The 16,865-nt window shown below is 64.1% G+C and carries 15 protein-coding genes and 1 tRNA gene; 4 read left to right on the top strand and 12 right to left on the bottom strand.

Translation table 11 applies throughout. From position 1 onward, the window contains the following. The first annotated feature begins 134 nt into the window (after window positions 1-134). The 4 genes from MF134_RS16915 to MF134_RS24215 all read left to right on the top strand — a co-directional run bounded on the left by MF134_RS16915 (window position 135) and on the right by MF134_RS24215 (window position 4,586). Window positions 135-3,566 (top strand): transglutaminase family protein, encoded by a 3,432-nt coding sequence (locus MF134_RS16915; RefSeq protein WP_255340645.1) that lies wholly within the window; start codon window positions 135-137, stop codon window positions 3,564-3,566. 183 nt (window positions 3,567-3,749) lie between these two features. Further along, window positions 3,750-3,839 (top strand) — tRNA-Ser (locus MF134_RS16910). 85 nt (window positions 3,840-3,924) lie between these two features. After that, entirely contained in the window at window positions 3,925-4,167 is a 243-nt protein-coding gene (locus tag MF134_RS24080) for a DUF6538 domain-containing protein (RefSeq protein WP_369695435.1), read from the top strand. A 284-nt stretch (window positions 4,168-4,451) separates the two neighbouring features. Then, complete coding sequence (locus MF134_RS24215; protein ID WP_457590018.1) at window positions 4,452-4,586, top strand: integrase core domain-containing protein; 135 nt, start codon at window positions 4,452-4,454, stop codon at window positions 4,584-4,586. A 163-nt stretch (window positions 4,587-4,749) separates the two neighbouring features. Here the strand turns inward: MF134_RS24215 and MF134_RS16900 are convergent, their stop codons facing one another. From MF134_RS16900 to MF134_RS16845, 12 genes are all read right to left on the bottom strand, one after another. Beyond that, the gene (locus MF134_RS16900) at window positions 4,750-6,042 is read right to left on the bottom strand and encodes a hypothetical protein (protein WP_255340644.1); all 1,293 of its coding nucleotides are present in this window, start codon (window positions 6,040-6,042) and stop codon (window positions 4,750-4,752) included. Then, window positions 6,039-6,992, bottom strand: coding sequence for a type II secretion system F family protein (locus tag MF134_RS16895; RefSeq protein ID WP_255340643.1), 954 nt, complete (start codon window positions 6,990-6,992; stop codon window positions 6,039-6,041). The genes MF134_RS16900 and MF134_RS16895 overlap by 4 nt, the downstream gene beginning before the upstream one ends. Before the next feature lie 9 nt (window positions 6,993-7,001). Further along, window positions 7,002-8,006: a type II secretion system F family protein gene (locus tag MF134_RS16890; RefSeq protein ID WP_255340642.1), complete on the bottom strand. Its 1,005-nt coding sequence runs from the start codon at window positions 8,004-8,006 to the stop codon at window positions 7,002-7,004. Beyond that, window positions 8,006-9,433, bottom strand: coding sequence for a CpaF family protein (locus MF134_RS16885; RefSeq protein WP_255340641.1), 1,428 nt, complete (start codon window positions 9,431-9,433; stop codon window positions 8,006-8,008). Before MF134_RS16885 ends, MF134_RS16890 begins: the two co-directional genes overlap by 1 nt. 169 nt (window positions 9,434-9,602) lie before the next feature. Beyond that, window positions 9,603-9,995, bottom strand: coding sequence for a TadE/TadG family type IV pilus assembly protein (locus MF134_RS16880; protein WP_255340640.1), 393 nt, complete (start codon window positions 9,993-9,995; stop codon window positions 9,603-9,605). Further along, window positions 9,992-10,519 (bottom strand): TadE/TadG family type IV pilus assembly protein, encoded by a 528-nt coding sequence (locus MF134_RS16875; RefSeq protein WP_255340639.1) that lies wholly within the window; start codon window positions 10,517-10,519, stop codon window positions 9,992-9,994. Before MF134_RS16875 ends, MF134_RS16880 begins: the two co-directional genes overlap by 4 nt. After that, window positions 10,513-11,781: an AAA family ATPase gene (locus MF134_RS16870; protein ID WP_255340638.1), complete on the bottom strand. Its 1,269-nt coding sequence runs from the start codon at window positions 11,779-11,781 to the stop codon at window positions 10,513-10,515. The genes MF134_RS16875 and MF134_RS16870 overlap by 7 nt, the downstream gene beginning before the upstream one ends. Next, the gene (gene cpaB, locus MF134_RS16865; RefSeq protein WP_255340637.1) at window positions 11,781-12,611 is read right to left on the bottom strand and encodes a Flp pilus assembly protein CpaB; all 831 of its coding nucleotides are present in this window, start codon (window positions 12,609-12,611) and stop codon (window positions 11,781-11,783) included. Before cpaB ends, MF134_RS16870 begins: the two co-directional genes overlap by 1 nt. Window positions 12,612-12,816: 205 nt before the next feature. Continuing rightward, window positions 12,817-13,098 (bottom strand): pilus assembly protein, encoded by a 282-nt coding sequence (locus MF134_RS16860; protein ID WP_255340636.1) that lies wholly within the window; start codon window positions 13,096-13,098, stop codon window positions 12,817-12,819. 7 nt (window positions 13,099-13,105) lie between these two features. After that, on the bottom strand, window positions 13,106-14,527 hold the full coding sequence (locus tag MF134_RS16855) for a type II and III secretion system protein family protein (RefSeq protein ID WP_255340635.1): 1,422 nt from the start codon (window positions 14,525-14,527) through the stop codon (window positions 13,106-13,108). A gap of 270 nt (window positions 14,528-14,797) precedes the next feature. Continuing rightward, window positions 14,798-15,637, bottom strand: coding sequence for a hypothetical protein (locus tag MF134_RS16850; protein WP_255340634.1), 840 nt, complete (start codon window positions 15,635-15,637; stop codon window positions 14,798-14,800). After that, a complete protein-coding gene (locus MF134_RS16845) occupies window positions 15,637-16,131 on the bottom strand; it encodes a tetratricopeptide repeat protein (RefSeq protein WP_255340633.1) in 495 nt (164 codons plus the stop codon). Before MF134_RS16845 ends, MF134_RS16850 begins: the two co-directional genes overlap by 1 nt. Window positions 16,132-16,865: the final 734 nt, after the last annotated feature.

The following is a 16,865-nucleotide window of genomic DNA, read 5'->3' as shown; positions in this document are numbered from 1 at the left end:
GTGTGGGCAGCGATTTCGACAAAAAGCCGCTATGCGCGCTTGGTCCGATCCACTAATGCGCGTCCCTACGCTTGCCGCGGCGCGGAAGGGCGATAAGCTTCGCTCCCGATGAGAACGGATGAACGAAAGCGCCGATGTCGATTCTTGCCGCCCTGCACCACGTCACGCATTACAAATACGACCGCCCGGTCAATCTCGCGCCCCAGATCATCCGGCTGAGACCCGCACCCCACTCGCGGACCCGCGTTCCCTCCTATTCCCTGAAGGTCCTGCCCGAAAACCACTTCGTCAACTGGCAGCAGGACCCGTTCGGCAACTACCTCGCCCGCTTCGTCTTTCCGGAGAAGGCGACCGAATTCAAGATCGAGGTCGACCTTCTGGCCGACATGACGGTCTACAATCCCTTCGACTTTTTCGTCGAGGAAGCGGCCCAGGAATGGCCCTTCACCTATGACGAGGTGCTGAAGAGCGATCTGGCGGCCTATCTCGTGCCCGAGCCGGCGGGCCCGTTGGTCTCGGATTTCCTGGAAAATCTCGACCGTAGCGAGAAGGGCACCGTCAATTTCCTCGTCGGCCTCAACCAGGCGATCGAACGGCGGGTCGATTATCTGGTGCGCATGGAGCCGGGCGTGCAGACGCCCGAAGAGACTTTGGAGAAGGGCTCCGGTTCGTGCCGGGATTCCTCCTGGCTGCTCGTCAACGTGCTGCGCCATCTGGGCTTCGCCGCCCGCTTCGTCTCCGGCTATCTGATCCAGCTGAAGCCCGACATCGTCGCCCTCGACGGCCCGGCGGGCACGTCCTACGACTTCACGGACCTGCACGCTTGGGCGGAAGTCTATCTGCCCGGCGCCGGCTGGATCGGCCTCGATCCGACCTCCGGGCTTCTGACCGGGGAAAGCCATGTGCCGCTTGCCGCGACGCCGCATTTTCGCTCCGCCGCACCGATTTCCGGCGCAGTCGACTATGCAGAGGTGGAATTCGACTTCGAGATGACGGTGACGCGCGTGTCGGAGCGTCCGCGCGTCTCCTACCCGTTTTCCGATGAAAGCTGGGAAGAACTCGACAAGCTCGGCGACCGGATCGACGCGGAGCTCAAGGCCAACGACGTGCGGCTTACCATGGGCGGCGAGCCGACCTTCGTCTCGATCGACGATTTCGAGGCGCCCGAATGGAATTCCGACGCCACCGGACCGACCAAGCGCGGGCTCGCCGACACGCTGATCCGCCGGCTTCGAGACCGTTTCGCGCCCGGCGGATTCCTGCATTACGGCCAGGGCAAATGGTATCCGGGCGAGACGCTGCCCCGCTGGACCTTCTCGCTCTACTGGCGCAAGGACGGCGCGCCCGTCTGGAAGAACCCCGAACTGATCGCCCGTGAAGCCTCCGACAAGCCGATCGGCCCGGAGGAATCGGAGCGTTTCGCCCGCGCCGTGGCCGAAACCGTCGGCGTCAGTTCCGACAACGTGCTGCCGGCCTATGAGGACGCCGCCTACTGGCTGCTCCGCGAATCCCAGCTTCCCGGCAATGTCGAGCCGACCGATTCCAAGCTGGAGGACCGGGAGGAGCGCGCCCGGCTGGCCCGCGTCTTCGAGCGCGGCCTGTCCAAGCCGACAGGTCATGTGCTTCCCGTCCAGGCGTGGCAGGCGCGGGCCCGCGGCGTGCGCTGGTTTTCCGAGCGCTGGTCGACGCGGCGGCGCCACCTCTATCTGGTGCCCGGCGATTCCGCCATGGGCTACAGGCTGCCGCTGGCGGCCCTGCCCCATCTCGGCCCCGCCGACTTCCCCTTCATCCACCCCGACGATCCGACCCAGCCCTTTCCGCCGCTGCCGCCGCAAAACCGCCAGCAATGGGGCCGGGTCGAGATGCAGCAGAACAGCCGCGGCGGAGCGGAAGCTCCGGGCCGTGCCGGCATGGGCCAATCCATGGACGGCATGAGCCAGTGGATGGAGCCGCTTCAGCCGCTGCCGCAGGAAGGCGGGGCCGCCGGCGGCCTCTATCCGAGCTATGGGAGCTTCGTGCCGACTTCCGGCGAAATCGTCGGCCATGTCCGCACCGCGCTTTCGATCGAGCCGCGCGATGGCAAGCTTTGCGTCTTCATGCCTCCGCTGGAGTTCGTCGAGGCCTATCTCGACCTTCTCGGCGTCATCGAGGAAGTCGCCGAGCGCGAAGGCCTGCCGGTGCAGATCGAGGGCTATGGCCCGCCGCACGATCCGCGTCTGAACGTCATCCGGGTCGCCCCCGATCCTGGCGTGATCGAGGTCAACGTCCACCCGTCGGCCTCCTGGGAGGAGGCGAAGGCGATCACCATGGGCGTCTACGAGGATGCCCGCCATTCCCGGCTCGGCACCGACAAGTTCATGATCGACGGCAAGCATGCCGGCACCGGCGGCGGCAACCATGTCGTGGTCGGCGGCGCCACGCCACTGGACTCGCCCTTCCTGCGCCGGCCGGACCTGCTCAAATCGCTGGTCCTCTACTGGCAGCGTCACCCGTCCCTCTCCTACCTGTTCTCCGGCCTGTTCATCGGCCCGACCAGCCAGGCGCCGCGCATCGACGAGGGCCGGCACGACCAGCTCTACGAGCTCGAGATCGCCATGGCGCAGGTCACGCAGGATTCCTTCTCGACGCCGCCCTGGCTCGTCGACCGGCTGTTCCGCAATCTCCTGATCGACGTCACCGGCAACACCCACCGGGCCGAAATCTGCATCGACAAGCTCTATTCGCCGGACGGGCCGACGGGGCGTCTCGGCCTTGTCGAGTTCCGCGGTTTCGAGATGCCGCCGGACGCGCGCATGAGCCTCGCCCAGCAGCTTCTGATCCGGGCGCTGATCATGAAGTTCTGGAAGGAGCCGCAGACCGGCAAGTTCGTGCGCTGGGGCACCGAACTGCACGACCGCTTCATGCTGCCGGTGTTCGTCTGGGCCGATTTCACCGACGTGCTGGCCGACATCAACCGTTCGGGCTATCCGGTCCGGCCGGAATGGTTCGAGGCCCAGGCCGAATTCCGCTTTCCCTTCTGCGGGAAGATCGAGCGCGAGGGCATCACGATGGAACTGCGCCAGGCACTGGAGCCCTGGCATGTGATGGGCGAGACCGGCGCGATCGGCGGCACGGTGCGCTTCGTCGATTCCTCCGTCGAGCGGCTGCAGGTGAAGCTCTCGCAATTCGACCCCGCCCGCCACATCGTCACCTGCAATGGCCGCGAAGTGCCAATGATGGCGACCGGCAAGGGCAAGGAGGCGGTCGCGGGGGTGCGCTTCAAGGCGTGGCAGCCGGCGTCCGGCCTGCACCCGACGATCCCCGTCCACGCGCCGCTCACCTTCGACATCTACGATCGCTGGACCAGGCGCTCCCTCGGCGGCTGCGTCTATCACGTCGCCCATCCGGGCGGCCGGAACTACGACGTGTTCCCGGTCAATTCCTACGAGGCCGAAGCGCGCCGTCTCGCCCGTTTCCAGGACATCGGCCACACGCCCGGCGGCTTCGAACCGGTGCGCGAATTCGCCGACCCGTCCTTCCCGGCAACCCTCGACCTCAGGCGCCCACCCTTCCTGGCGACCGCCTGAGGCTCGCGGGGAAAAGCGGCGCGTGCGAGGCCGACGCCGGCAGCGCCAGCACCTCGACTGCGGAAACCCGCACTGTTTTCGCGACCCACCAACCCGGGTCCCACGTCCGCGCGGGCCCCGGCTTGCATGAAACTGCCGGATCACGGGTTGCGAAGGCGCGGAAATATGGTATCCGGGCGGTGTGGAGAGGTGGCCGAGCGGTCGAAGGCGCTCCCCTGCTAAGGGAGTATACCGGAAACGGTATCGAGGGTTCGAATCCCTTCCTCTCCGCCAGAACCAATCTAAGTCATTGATTTCACTTTACACTCTCTAGCGCAAGGGTTTCGCAATCGCCGCGTGGTACACAAAGGTGGTACACATGGTGTTGCGTACGGCTCGTCCCCGGAAGCATCCGAAGAGCGGTGTCTACTGTCTTCGCGGCCGCGTCCCGGGCGATCTCGTCGGCTTGGTCGGACGGACGCTGGAGAAGCAGTCGCTGCGGAGAAAAGACGTCGGCGAAGCCCGGGTGAGACTTCCGAGGCCGATGGCCGAGCTCGCCGATCGATGGTCGAATCTTCGCCAGGGGCTCGTTCGTCCAAGCTACGAGCAGATGAACGCTTAATGCTCGGATTTCTTTCAGACCTACTGCGGGAAGTTCGAGGGTGGGCAGTGGTCACCGTTTTGGGACGACGCCTTCGGAGCGATTGCCGGCCAATTCGTTGAGAAGCCTGACGATGCAGGCGCACTTCGGGAATTCCGCCCGAATTGCGGTCAACAGATCGACGCGTACTTCCTCAGCCGCGGAATTCGGATCGCTCCGGAGACGCAAGGGGCCGTCGATCTTCGGATCGCAAGAGTGATTGTCGATGCGATTGGGGTCCGGACGACAGGTGTCGTCGAGAATGACTGCGCGACCGGTCCGACCGAAGCCGAGTAGCAGCGTCTCGCAGCAGCCACGGGCGCGACTTGAGGGCCGACTGGGCCCTGGACTTCAACACACAGCGGCCGCACTGCTCGCTCGGCTACCTAACCCCCGACTGACTTCGCCGGGACCATCGCTGCAACCGGCTCCGACGCTTCGCTATTGCAAGGATCTGCACCTACGCCGCTTGCTCCACCAGCGCCCTACGGCGCAACACAAAGCCTGATCGGGCAGAGCGGCTCGAAAGCCTGCCCATCCACGACGTTCAGGCTGCATCCGGGCTCATTCGACGAGTGTCACCGCGGCGACCGAGATGATGTCGCGGCCGCCATTCGCGGTGCAGTTCGAGGCAAGCGAGGAATTGCCGCTGAGATCGATCGTGTTCGCGACGATCTGGGTGCATCCGTTGGCGCCCGAAGAATTGCCGCGATACTTGATGTCCGAGCCAGGCAGATAGATCGCTCCGTCGAGGACCGAATCCGATGTCCCGGCGATGGTGTGACCGAGATCGAGCTGGTCGCGGCCTCCGAAGAAAAGAAGACCGGCGTAAGGTCCCGAGGTCGGCGCCGCGAGGTCGAGCGAGGCGTTGCCGGTGAACTTGACCTCCGCTCCGGCGGTGAGGAAGAAGGTCACGCCTTCCCCCGTCACCTTCGCGGAATCGCCGTTCACCGTGAGGGTGCCCCCCTCGATGATGTAAAGGCCCGGGTCGAAATGCGTGTCACCCTTGATCTGCAGCCCGCTGCAGAAGCGCATGGCGGTGATTCCACTCGGATGATTCTCGCCCGGGGTGAGGGTCGTCAGGTTCTTGGTGTTGCCGACATTCTTGCCGATGCAGGTGCCCTGCACCGCAGGCTCCACCACGTCGCGGTAGGGGTCGGCGATGAGAGGCGCATTCTCCTTGGGAGCGGCGCATTCATTGAGGGTCAGCGCGCTGGTCGTCGCTGCCTCGCCCACCGTCACGACGCAGCCCGTTTCGACGGCCGCATCGCCGCCCATGGCGAAGGCGTCGGCGGCGTTCGAGTTGGAGGCGATGTCGCAGCCGTCGAGCGCGACGGAGGTCGAGCCCGAGGCCGTCACGGCGCCCGAACTCGTCGTGTCGAGCGCGAGAATGCAGGCTTTCGACGCTTCGCTGATCTTGGCGACCGCCCGGCCGCTGAAGGTCAGGGGATCGGATGAGATGATGGCTGAAAACAGACGGGGCTGGTCGATGGTCATTTTCACCTCGACCATGCCGGCAATGCCCTGGTTCGGTCCGCTCGTCGGCGGATCGTTGACGATGAAGGCGTCGTTGGTGCCCGTATAACCGCTCTCGCTCGCCACGAAGAGCGCGGCGTTGCGCATGGTCTGGTAGGAAGCGCCGGAGCGTTTGCGCACGGCGGCGGCATGCGCGCCGACATCGGCGGCATGCTGAATCAGGCGTTGCTTGTAGTACCATATGCCGGTTTCCGCTCCGAAACCGAGGCCGATCACCGCAACCGGCAGAACGATGCCGGCGATGATGCTGACCGAGCCCTGACGGTCGGCGGCAAGACTTTTGAGCCACGCCGGAATGGTGGCTTCGTTGTTCGCCCTCATTGCGACAATGCCTGGACCGCAACCGGTCCGAGAATGACCACGAACAGGACCGGCAGGAAGAACACGATCATCGGGACGGTGAGCTTCGGCGGCAGGGCTGCCGCCTTCTTCTCGGCTTCCGCCATGCGCATGTCGCGGGTTTCCTGAGCGAGAACGCGCATCGCCTGGCCGACCGGCGTGCCATAGCGCTCGGCCTGGATAAGAGCCGTGACGACCGCCCGCACACCCTCGACATCGGTGCGCGCGCCGAGATTTTCGAGCGCCTTGCGCCGATCCTGCAGATAGGAGAGCTCGGCGGTCGTCAGATTGAGCTCTTCGGCGAGTTCGACCGACTGGACGGCGATTTCCCCCGAGACCTTGCGGAACGCTGCCTCGACGCTCATCCCCGCCTCGACGCAGATCAGCATCAGGTCAAGCGCCTCGGGCCAGGCGCGCCGGATCGAGGTCTGGCGCTTCTGAACCCGGTTCTTCATCGCAACGACCGGTACGAAATAGCCGAGCGCCCCGCAGAAGATCACCGATACCAGCACGATCGACGGCGGCTGGCCGGCGACGAGCGAAAGATACAACGGGCCGGCGATCATCATCGTCGCGGCGGAGATGACACGGGCGGCGAGAAACTTCACCACCTGGCCGCTGCCGCGATAGCCGGCCTGCTGCAGAAGGCGCGCCATGGTCGCATCATCCGCCTTGGCACCGAGATTGAGCTGCTTGACGATCAACTGATAGAGCCGCTTCGGAGGGGCTCGCGTCAGCGCATCCCGGCGATCCAGGAGGGCCGCGCGTTCGCGGCGACGGATGCCATCGGTCTCCTCCGCGATCTGGCGCATGCGCGCGGCGAGGCGATCGGACCCCAGATAAGGCCAGGCGACCACGACGATCGCAAGCGCGACGCTCGCTCCGGCGATAAGCTGCGTCACCAGTTCGGTGTCGAAGGGAAAGCCGTTCATCGGGTCCACCTAGAAGTCGAAACTGATCATCTTGCGCATCACCAGCACACCGAAGGTCATCCAGACGCCGCAGCCGGCAAGAAGGATGTTGCCGGTGGTCTCGGTGAACAGCAGACCGATGAAATCGGGGCTGGTGAAATAGGTGATCGCGCAGACGAAGAACGGAAGCGCTGCGATGATCGCGCCGGAGGTCTTCGCTTCCTGGCTCATCGCACGGATCTTAGCTTCCATCTGCTTGCGGTCGCGCAGAACCTTGGAAAGATTGGCGAGAACCTCCGAGAGATTGCCGCCCGTGCGCGACTGGATCGCGATGACGATGGCGAAGAAATTGACCTCGGGCATCTGCATGCGCTCGCTCATGCGCTCTACGGCCTCGGCGATGGGAAGCCCGATCGTCTGATCCTCGATCACGAGCTTGAACTCGCCGCGCACCGGCTCCGGCGCTTCGGAGGCGATCATCTTCAGGCAGTCGACCAGCGGAAGCCCGGACTTGATGCCGCGCACGATGACGTCGACGGCTCCAGGAAAAGCGTTGGAGAACTGCTTGCGGCGGCGGCTGCAGCGAAAGTTCACGAAGAGATGCGGCAGGAGCAGGCCGCCGGCGAGCCCGAAACCGGTGGCGACAAGCAGGCTGAAGCCGAAGAAGACAAAGAGCTGACCGCTGAAAAGCCCGACGAGCAGGCAGACGATCACGTAGGTCCGCTTGCTCCAGCTGATGTCCGCCTGGCGCATCCGCCGAACGAGGGTCGGGCGCGCCGACTTCTTCTTCGTCTGCGCCTTCTGTTTTTCCTCGATCTCGCGAAGGGTTTCGTCGATCGAGCGCTTGCGCCGGCCGCCTTCTCGCTTTTCGGGGACCAGTACTGCGGTAGAACTCTCTGCGATGGACGCAAAGCGCATCTGATAGGGGTTCTGGCGCCGCAACGCCGGAGCGATCGCAATCAGCACTCCAGCGACGGAAAACGCCCCGAGAAGGAAGACGACAAGTTGCTGTGGCAGATCGGGAAGCAGCGTCATCAGGCCGCCATGTCCTTCGGCGCGGCGGCGTCGAGCGCGGCGGCGAGGCGCTTTTCCTCGCCATAATAGCGGGCCCGCTCCCAGAAGGCGGGACGCCCGACTCCAGTCGAGCGATGTTCGCCGAGCACCTTGCCGTCCGGCCCCTCGCCCGACATGTCGTAGACGAAGAGGTCCTGGGTGGTGATGACGTCGCCCTCCATGCCGAGGACTTCGGTGATGTGGGTGATGCGGCGCGAACCATCGCGCAGCCGCGTCGCCTGGATGATGACGTCGACCGAGCCGACGATGATCTCGCGCACGGTGGCCGCCGGCAGGGTGAAGCCGCCCATCGCGATCATCGACTCCATGCGCTTCAGGCATTCGCGTGGGCTGTTGGCGTGGATCGTGCCCATCGAACCGTCATGGCCGGTATTCATGGCCTGGAGGAGGTCGAACACCTCCGGGCCGCGCACCTCGCCGACGATGATGCGCTCGGGACGCATGCGTAGACAGTTCTTGACGAGGGCGCGCATGGTGATCTCGCCCTCACCCTCCAGATTGGGCGGACGCGTTTCGAGGCTCACGACATGGCGCTGCTGAAGCTGCAACTCGGCGGAATCCTCGCAGGTGATGATGCGCTCTTCCGGGTCGATATAGCGGGTCAGGCAGTTCAGAAGCGTCGTCTTGCCCGAGCCGGTGCCGCCCGAGATGACGACGTTGCAACGCACCCGGCCGATGATCTTGAGGATCTCCGCCCCTTCCGGCGAGATCGCGCCGAACTGGACGAGCTGATCGAGGGTCAGCTTGTCCTTCTTGAACTTGCGGATCGTCAGCGTCGGTCCGTGGATCGCGAGCGGCGGTGCGATCACGTTGACGCGGCTGCCGTCTTCCAGACGCGCGTCGCAGATCGGGCTCGACTCGTCGACGCGGCGCCCGACTTTCGAGACGATGCGCTGGCACACGTTGAGAAGCTGCTCGTTGGAATGAAAGGCGATGTCGGTTTCCTGGACGCGACCGCCGACTTCGATGAAGATCGGGTCGCAGCCATTGACCATGATGTCGGCAATGTCGTCGCGGGCGAGAAGCTGCTCGAGCGGCCCATAACCCAGCACATCGTCGCAGATCTCGCCGACGAGGCGCTCCTGCTCGGGCACCGAAATCTGGATCTTGCGCGCCCCGATGATGGCGTTGACGACCTGGATGATCTCCTCGCGCGCCTCGCCGGGATCCATTTCCGAAATCAGCGAGACGTCGATCGCATCGATCAGCGCGTCGAAGACCTGGCGCTTGACCTCGTGATGCCGGTCGAGTTCGTCCTTCGGGCCTTCTCGCTTCGGCCGGGAGATCTCGGCGGGCGGTTGGGGCCTGACCTCGGCCGAAGGCTGAACTGCGATTTCGTCCAGGGCGACATCGGAGGGGACTTCGTCGTCATGCTTCTTGCCGAACATCGAACCTCCCCTCTCCTTCCTGGCCCTCACACCCGCGTCCCGGGCGTTTCGTGAATGATCCGAGGAGTTTAGGAGACGGAATTTTCGGCGCCGTGAAAGCGATGGAGCAAAGTTTAATCAACTTGCCGAAAAAGCGGCGTAACGGCGGACAGGCAGGCTTCTGGCGCCCTCACCCGGTCGGCACACGCCGCGAAACGCCGAGCGTGATCACGTCGTCCATGACGATCGGAACGACGGAACTGAACGGATAGGTCACATCGAGCGTGCGGAAGACCAACGTGCCTTCGCTCTCGGTCCCGACGCTCACCTCAAGGAGGCTCGCATCGCCTCCCTCGAATGCGCCGCGGATCTGACTTTCCACCATCGCGTCACTCAAGGCGGGATCGATGAGGAGGGCACGGCTCGCCACCCCTGCGGCATAGGCGATGTTGTTGCGCGTCTGGAAGGCGCGGCCGAATTCGAAGACACCGAAGAAGACGAGCATCAGGGGCAGGCAGACCATTGCGAACTCGACCGCCGTCGCGCCCCTGCGATCGCGGAGAAAGCTGCGCGAACCGCTCATCGGATCTGCACCACGACCTGCGCGCCGACGTCCATCTGTGGCAGCAGATAGCCCGTATAGCCTTTGGAGGCTTCCAGGCGGTAGAGGATCGAGGTGGGCTGGCCGCCGGCGCAGGTCGCGTTGATCGCGACCTCGGTATCCGGTGCCTCGGCGCAGACGCCGTAGCGTCGCACCGACAACGCCACCTCCCCTGTCTGCGGCGTGGCTTCCGACGCCGCCACCGCGAGTTCGGGGGCCGCGGTCAGGCGAACGGCCTCGTACAGCCCCGCTTCGGCCGGGTCCTCGATGGCGAGTTGCGCCGCCGAACGCAGCATCTGGTCGAGCGCCATCTTCTCGAACAGCATGAAGCCCACATCTACCATGCCGAGAACGGCGACGACGAACACCGGCATGACGAGGCCGAACTCCAAAGCCGCGACGCCGCGGTCGCATTCGGCGAAACCGCGGACCGTCCTGGCGCTCTTTTCACACGCTGGACGCAACGCCGGAAACCGTAGCAAGCCGTAGCGAGGCGGAACTACCATTTCAGGAAGCGGGACAGCGTGGTCCGCCCCTTCCCGGCGGGCGCGGCCTTTGCTTCGAACAAGTGGCTCGCCAGATCCGAGACGGCGCGGGCCGGCACCGCACGGGCCGAGATCTCGGACAGCATCTGGCCATTGTTGGCCGCCTTTCCGAAGAGGCTTGGATCGAACGGAATCGTGGCGACCGGCTCGCATCCGGTCGCCTTGGCGAAATCGGCGAGCTTGATTTCCGGACGCTTGGAGACGCCGGTCTGGCTGAGCACGAGATGCGGCTTGCGATCGTTCTGGCGGATGGAATTCAAGACATTGAGGATATTCTTGACGTTGCGCATGTTGGCAAGGTCCGGCATCGCCGTGACGACGATCTCGTCGGCATCCGCCAGAAGGCTCTGCAGCCAGGGAGCCCACAGATGCGGAAGATCGAGGACCGTCACGCCGGCGCTTGCCCGGGCGGTATCGATGAGCTTTTCCAGCCCGTTCGCCGGAATCTCCATTTCGTCCGAAAGGTTCAGCGAGGGCGTCAGGATGTTGAGCCGCTCGCCCTGCTTGGCGACGATTCGCTCCAGAAGCACGTCATCGAGGCGGTCGGGATCGCGCAATGCGTCGAGAATGCTCTTCGAAGCCTCGATGTTGAAGTCGAGGCCGCAGGTTCCGAAAGGCAGATCGAAATCCAGAAGCAGCGTTTCACTCTTGTGGTCTTCGGCGATCGACCAGGCAGTGTTGTGGGCGATGGTGGAGGAGCCGACGCCGCCGCGTGCGCCGAAGAATGCCCAGATCTTGCCTTGCGCCGGGGCCTGCGGATCGCGGTAAAGCCGCGCGACGCCGGCGATCAGCCCCATCGCATCGACGGGCATCGGCAGATATTCGCTTACCCCATGGTCGATCAGGCTGCGATAAAGATGGATGTCGTTGCGTCGGCCGATGACGATGACCTTGGTACGACGCAGGCAGACCTCGGCGAGGTCGGCGAGTTCGCGCAGCAGATCGTCCCCCTCCGCCAGGGTCTCGACAATCAAGAGATCCGGCGTGCGGGATTTGCGGAAGGTGGCGATGGCAGCCGGCAGGCCGCCGTTCTCGACCACCGCCCGCGCCCGGCGCATGCGGCGATCCGACAGCGCCGCCCTGGCGCTCCTTTCGAATTCCGGGGTGGCGTGGAACAGCGCGATGTCGAGGCGAGGCAGCGGCGGCGGCGCGCTCGCGCCATTCGGCATCGCTGCAGCGTCCGACTGCGGCTGTGTGACCGTTCCGCCCTCGTCCTCCAGCATCAGCGAGTCCTCCCCATCATCGCGCCGGACCCGTGAGGCGCGACTTCAACGACATCGCGCTCGCCCTTGCGGTGCACCGTGACGGTGGTCCTCTGCTCTTCGCGGCGCGGCTCGGACCGTGGTTGGGGCGTGATACTGTGGTCGGCAGCCGAACGCAGTGCCAGGGTCAACGTGCCGGACGCCTGGGCCGCCGTCACGATCTCGACTTCGGCGAGATCGAGGGCAAGCGTCGCGGTCTGGCCGAGAACGCTCGTCTGCGGTTCCTTCGCATCGATGGTGTTCTGGCTCTGATCGATCGCCATGACGGAAATGTTCTGCAGAATGACCGCGCTTCGCGGCTGCGGCATGCCGCCGTTCTCGGCGGGCGGTGTCACGGTATGGACGACGTCCACACGGTCGTTGGGGAGCACGAAACCGCCGGCCGTCGACTCGGCCGAAATGCGAACGGCAACGGCCCGTTTTCCGGGCGGCAGAAGCGCCGACATCAATCCGCTCGCCCGCGTCGTGAGCTGGCTTTCGATGATCGGATCGTTGGTGGTCAGGGGACCACGGGTGAGAGCACCGCTCAGGCTGGCGATCGCTTCCGGCCGTTCGCTGCGTCTGACGAAATTCGAGGCCACTGCATTGGCCGGCCAGGGCGACCATCGCAGATTACCCTCGCTCAAGCCGGTTCCGGGGGCAATGTCGCCGGCGGCCACCAGAACGTCGACCGTTTCGGCGGGCGTCGGGGCGGGCGAAACGATGACGGGCTCGGGCTCCGTCGCCGTCGTCATCCAGACCGCCACGCCGCCCGACCCGACTGCCGCCGCCAGGATCAAATACCGGATCACGCGAACACTCAGCCTTTCATCTCTCGAATTGACACGCCATATCGATTTGCCGTTTTCTTTCCTTTACTGGGAATTCGGCAATTGTAACGAAGGAGTTGCACGATCCGTTTCTTGCTGCAGACACTCGAGACATCGCATCAGCCGATCCAATTCTTCATGCGACAATCAAGATTCGGACGCCACTCCGCCATGAGGGCGCCCCCTCCTATTCAGCGGGGACGGCAGCCGGAGCAGAAGCGGGCGCGGCCACTGGCAGCGCACCGCGCCGATATCGCTTCTGGGCGTTCAGCGCGGCCTGCCCGTCCATCCGGATGACGGTGTTGTATCGGTAGGCCGCCTGGGGGTCGGCGACATGCATCCGCAAATTCGTTGCCACCGCCTGGCCGGCCGTCGGCGAGATCGTGTCGCGCTGGCTGACATATTCCGTGCAGCCGCCCAGCCAGAGGCAGGCGGCGACTACGAGCAGAGGAGGGTGCAGATGGGTCATCACCGCCTCACTCGTCGAAATCGAGGAAATGGCCGTAGGGCGCTTGCGAATGGGCCCCCGAGGTCGCACCGACCGGACGGCGATCAAGGGGAAGGTTGTCGACTTCCGTCACCCCGAGGCCGAACAACTCGATGTCGTTGGATGGCCGCGTGGCGTCGAGGGGCGAGGAGAGCATCGCGACGTCGGCCACCGGCTGGACCAGACGGGGCGTCACGACAATCACGAGATCGGTCTCCTGCTTCTGGAAACTGGTCGATCGAAACAGCGCGCCGAGGATCGGAATATTGCCGATCCAGGGCATCTGCTCGATCGTCTTGGCATTGACCGTCTGCAGCAGGCCGGCCATGGCGAAGCTCTGGCCGTCGCGAAGCTCGATCACCGCTTCCGCCTTGCGGGAGGTGAAGCCCGGATTGCCGTTGACGACGACCGAACCGTCGATTTCGCTGACTTCCGTCATGATCTTCAGGTTCACCAGCCCATCGTCGAGGACGGTCGGCAGAAACTCAAGGCGCACGCCATAGGGGCGATAATCGGTCTGCGTGGCGGTCGAACCGTTGGCCGCCGAAAAGGCCGCCTGGATCGGCACTTCGCCGCCGGCATGAAAACTCGCTGTTTCGCCGCTGATCGTCGTGAGGTTCGGTTGCGCCAGCCGGCGCGCAAGACCCTTTTTCTCCAGAGCGTTGATCACGACGTCGATCTGGATGCCGGCGCTCTGCAGAACCTGTGCGACCAGAGAACCGAACGGCGTGCCCTGCGAATTGCGGCCGCCATCATTGACCAGATAGCTGGTCGGCTCCCCGTCCTCATTGGCGTTCAGCAACAACCGCGAGCCGCTCACGCCGATCCCGCGGGCGCCGACACCTCTCAGATTGACGCCGAGATCCCGCCCCGCCGACCGACGCGCTTCAAGGACGCGCACCTCCAGAGACACCTGCTGGGCACTGCTGACGGCAAGGGCATTGATGACCGGCTCGTCGGAGTATTGCTGTGCCACCTCGACGACCCGCGCGACGTCCGGGGCACTCTTCACCGTTCCGGAAAGATGGATCCGGTTGTTGAAGTTGCGCACATGGACCGTCGCGCTCGGCACCGCAGCGCGGACCGCCTCCGACACTTCGCTCATGTCCAGGCGAACACGTGTATCGACCACCCCGAGGAGGCGGTCGGAGCCGTCATAGATCGAGATATTCGTCACGCCGGTCGCGACGGCCTGGATGTAGAACGTGCGGTCGGAAAGAGGCACGACATCGGCGATCCCCACATCGCCGACCACCAGATTGGCAAAGGGTCTCGTGGTGGTAATCGTCAGCGTCGAACTCGGACGTACGGTGACGTTCGTGACATTGCCGCTGCCGATCGCAATCGTGCGCTGCTGGGCCGAAGCGGGCGGCGTCGGGACAAATGCAAGGATGAAGGTCGCGACCAGCATTGCCACGAGCCGGCATACCGAAACACCAGACCGTCTGGGCTGGTGCTCCGATTTCTGCAGTGTCGTTGGCCTTGGCCAGGTCATATGAAGCCGTTCCCCAAGGGACCTCGTTTCGCGCTTCGCAGAGACTCGTCCCGATTCCCGCGCCAATGCGGCAGGAAGCCCGACACTGGGGGAACCGCATTAAGCCTTGGTAAATTCGTCGCGATTTCAATTTGTTATAGAAGTATAGCGTGCTCCGCCGCCACGCGATCACGCATCAGCGCCGGGCTAGCGCATTCGGCGGTAAGAAACCGAACCGTCTGCCAGCGTCACCCGCTCAAAGCGTGCGGCGTCCGATGAGGGAGCGCCGGTCAAACTATTGAGCGTACCCTCCCCGCCCTCGGCGATCTCTGGCGCGGCGACGCGTCTTGCCGCCTTTCCGGAGACGGGCGGACGGGTCTCGGCTGGTTTCGCCTCGGCCAGGTCGGAAATGGCGATGAGCACGCGCATGTAGCTTTCGTCGGCATGCGCGCTCTGGCTCTCGATCGCCCTCACACCGTCTTCGAGACCGGTCCTCAACTCGCCGAGCCCGGAGGATATTCCCGCCAGTTTCTCGTCGGTCTCGTCGAGGCGCTCGGCGATGGTCTTGCTGGTCCGATCGCTGGCCGCCTCGATCTGCTCGTTCAGCCGCGCTTCGCTGCCACGCATGCGCAGCAATTCCTCATGCATCTCGGTCAGCATCGCCACCGGCTGCTTGACGAAGAAGAAGCCGGCCGCAAGGCTCAAGGTTGTCGCGAGCAGGGCCCCATTCGCCACCAGGGCGATCGCCGGCCAACGCGAAGGCCCCGACACGGGTTCATCACCCGTGACCGGACTGGCCGTGATGCCGTCGTCGTCTTCCTTGTCGGCCATCTCGACCGCTGACGGATCATCGGGCGCAGCCATGAACGGCTTCAAGGTCGCAGGCGTATCCTCCACGTCACTCGCGAGCTTCGGTTGCGCGGATGGAGACAGGGGCGGAGCTTCGATTGTTTCAGCGCAGAGCGCTTCAAAGGGAAGCTCGATCAGACGGTTGAGAGGATCATGGCCAAGGCGGATCACCGGCCTGCGTTCATTGACCAGGACCATCAGTTTGACTCCTTGGCCGAATTAGCGCGGCGCGCCTGCAAGATCTTGATATTGTTGGAGATGACCGAGCTCAACGGGGCGAGTTGCCGGGCCGTCTCGAGATGACGGGAGGCATTCTGCAGATCACCCCGCAACAAATGTGAATAGCCGACATTATTGTGGACCTGCGCACTGCGCGGCCTGAGCCTGAAAAGCTGTCCATAGGCCGCGTCAGCCGTCCTGAAACGGCCGAGCTGATCGGCTGCGGCGGCATAACCGAGCCATGCCTCGGCATTGTCGGGTGCACGGCGGGCGAGCCCTTCGTAGAGACGGTAGGCGTCCTCGTATTGCCCGGATCGGAAAGCCGACTTGGCGTCCGTCATCGCATCGCCGGACCCAGCGGCCGCCTGCGGGAAGCCGAACAGATTGTCCGTTTCGTTCTCCCCACGGTTCGACTGGCAAGCCGCAAGGAAGATCATTGTCAGAATGATGATACTGGACGCAGTTTTCCGCATGAAGACAGATGACCGACTCAAGCACAGTGTTTTTATGGTTAAGATGCTGTCGGAAACTTCTCTTCAAAACGTAAATATCCGCTGAAAAATCAGGCAATAAGCCCAGCTGGCGCGCAGAACAGGCGCGACATGGCGTCGCGCAGCCCGGTTGCTCCGACGAGCCTGATCCAGAAAGGCAATCACCTTCTGCCCCGCTGCATGCGCGATTGTGCCGAAGCAACAGAGGCTTGATGCAAAGGCGTCACCTCGGCCGGCATATGCCGTTTCAACGCTGAGCTGCTCCAAGTATTTTCAGGCGAACGAGGTGCCCCGGGGATTCTCGAACAGCGGGATAAGGGGATTGTCTGCCTGACGCCGGCCAGGGTGGCCATGCTCGCAGGCATGCCCTGAACGGGCGCCAGCCGCGACACGATCGACGACATGTCAATCAGCTTGGAATTCTCCATGCTGAAACACCAACGGGCGACGATCCGCCAGCGCTTCGGTCGGTCGGACGGTGACGCCATCGCATATCCCATCAAGGCGCATTGCCATGTGGGAAAAGGGCCCACGGTCGGCCCACCTGCGATGCCATACAATCATGCATTAAATTGCTCAGTTTGTATACACAAACTCCGATTTGGCGGCTTTCGAGCGCGACATAATGCAGCTTTCTTCACTTGGCACACATCCTGCTCTTCGGTTCGGGGACACCCGTCGGCCCGCCCGACACCCCGAAAGCTGAAGGAGAAAAG

Origin of the sequence: Jiella marina (assembly GCF_024359545.1) — a bacterium.
Taxonomy (GTDB): Bacteria; Pseudomonadota; Alphaproteobacteria; order Rhizobiales; family Rhizobiaceae; genus Jiella.
Note: the sequence above shows the minus strand (reverse complement) of the source record. Positions and strands in the feature narration are given on the sequence as shown.

Bases quoted from the DNA above. Each gene is read 5' to 3' on its own strand.
- MF134_RS16850 (WP_255340634.1), bottom strand. From the start codon at position 15,637: ATGGTCCTGGTCAATGAACGCAGGCCGGTGATCCGCCTTGGCCATGAT.
- MF134_RS16890 (WP_255340642.1), bottom strand. From the start codon at position 8,006: ATGACGCTGCTTCCCGATCTGCCACAGCAACTTGTCGTCTTCCTTCTC.
- MF134_RS16870 (WP_255340638.1), bottom strand. From the start codon at position 11,781: ATGCTGGAGGACGAGGGCGGAACGGTCACACAGCCGCAGTCGGACGCT.
- MF134_RS16845 (WP_255340633.1), bottom strand. From the start codon at position 16,131: ATGCGGAAAACTGCGTCCAGTATCATCATTCTGACAATGATCTTCCTT.
- MF134_RS16860 (WP_255340636.1), bottom strand. From the start codon at position 13,098: ATGACCCATCTGCACCCTCCTCTGCTCGTAGTCGCCGCCTGCCTCTGG.
- MF134_RS16915 (WP_255340645.1), top strand. From the start codon at position 135: ATGTCGATTCTTGCCGCCCTGCACCACGTCACGCATTACAAATACGAC.
- MF134_RS16875 (WP_255340639.1), bottom strand. From the start codon at position 10,519: ATGGTAGTTCCGCCTCGCTACGGCTTGCTACGGTTTCCGGCGTTGCGT.
- MF134_RS24080 (WP_369695435.1), top strand. From the start codon at position 3,925: ATGGTGTTGCGTACGGCTCGTCCCCGGAAGCATCCGAAGAGCGGTGTC.
- MF134_RS16895 (WP_255340643.1), bottom strand. From the start codon at position 6,992: ATGAACGGCTTTCCCTTCGACACCGAACTGGTGACGCAGCTTATCGCC.
- MF134_RS16880 (WP_255340640.1), bottom strand. From the start codon at position 9,995: ATGAGCGGTTCGCGCAGCTTTCTCCGCGATCGCAGGGGCGCGACGGCG.
- MF134_RS16855 (WP_255340635.1), bottom strand. From the start codon at position 14,527: ATGCTGGTCGCGACCTTCATCCTTGCATTTGTCCCGACGCCGCCCGCT.
- MF134_RS16885 (WP_255340641.1), bottom strand. From the start codon at position 9,433: ATGTTCGGCAAGAAGCATGACGACGAAGTCCCCTCCGATGTCGCCCTG.
- MF134_RS16900 (WP_255340644.1), bottom strand. From the start codon at position 6,042: ATGAGGGCGAACAACGAAGCCACCATTCCGGCGTGGCTCAAAAGTCTT.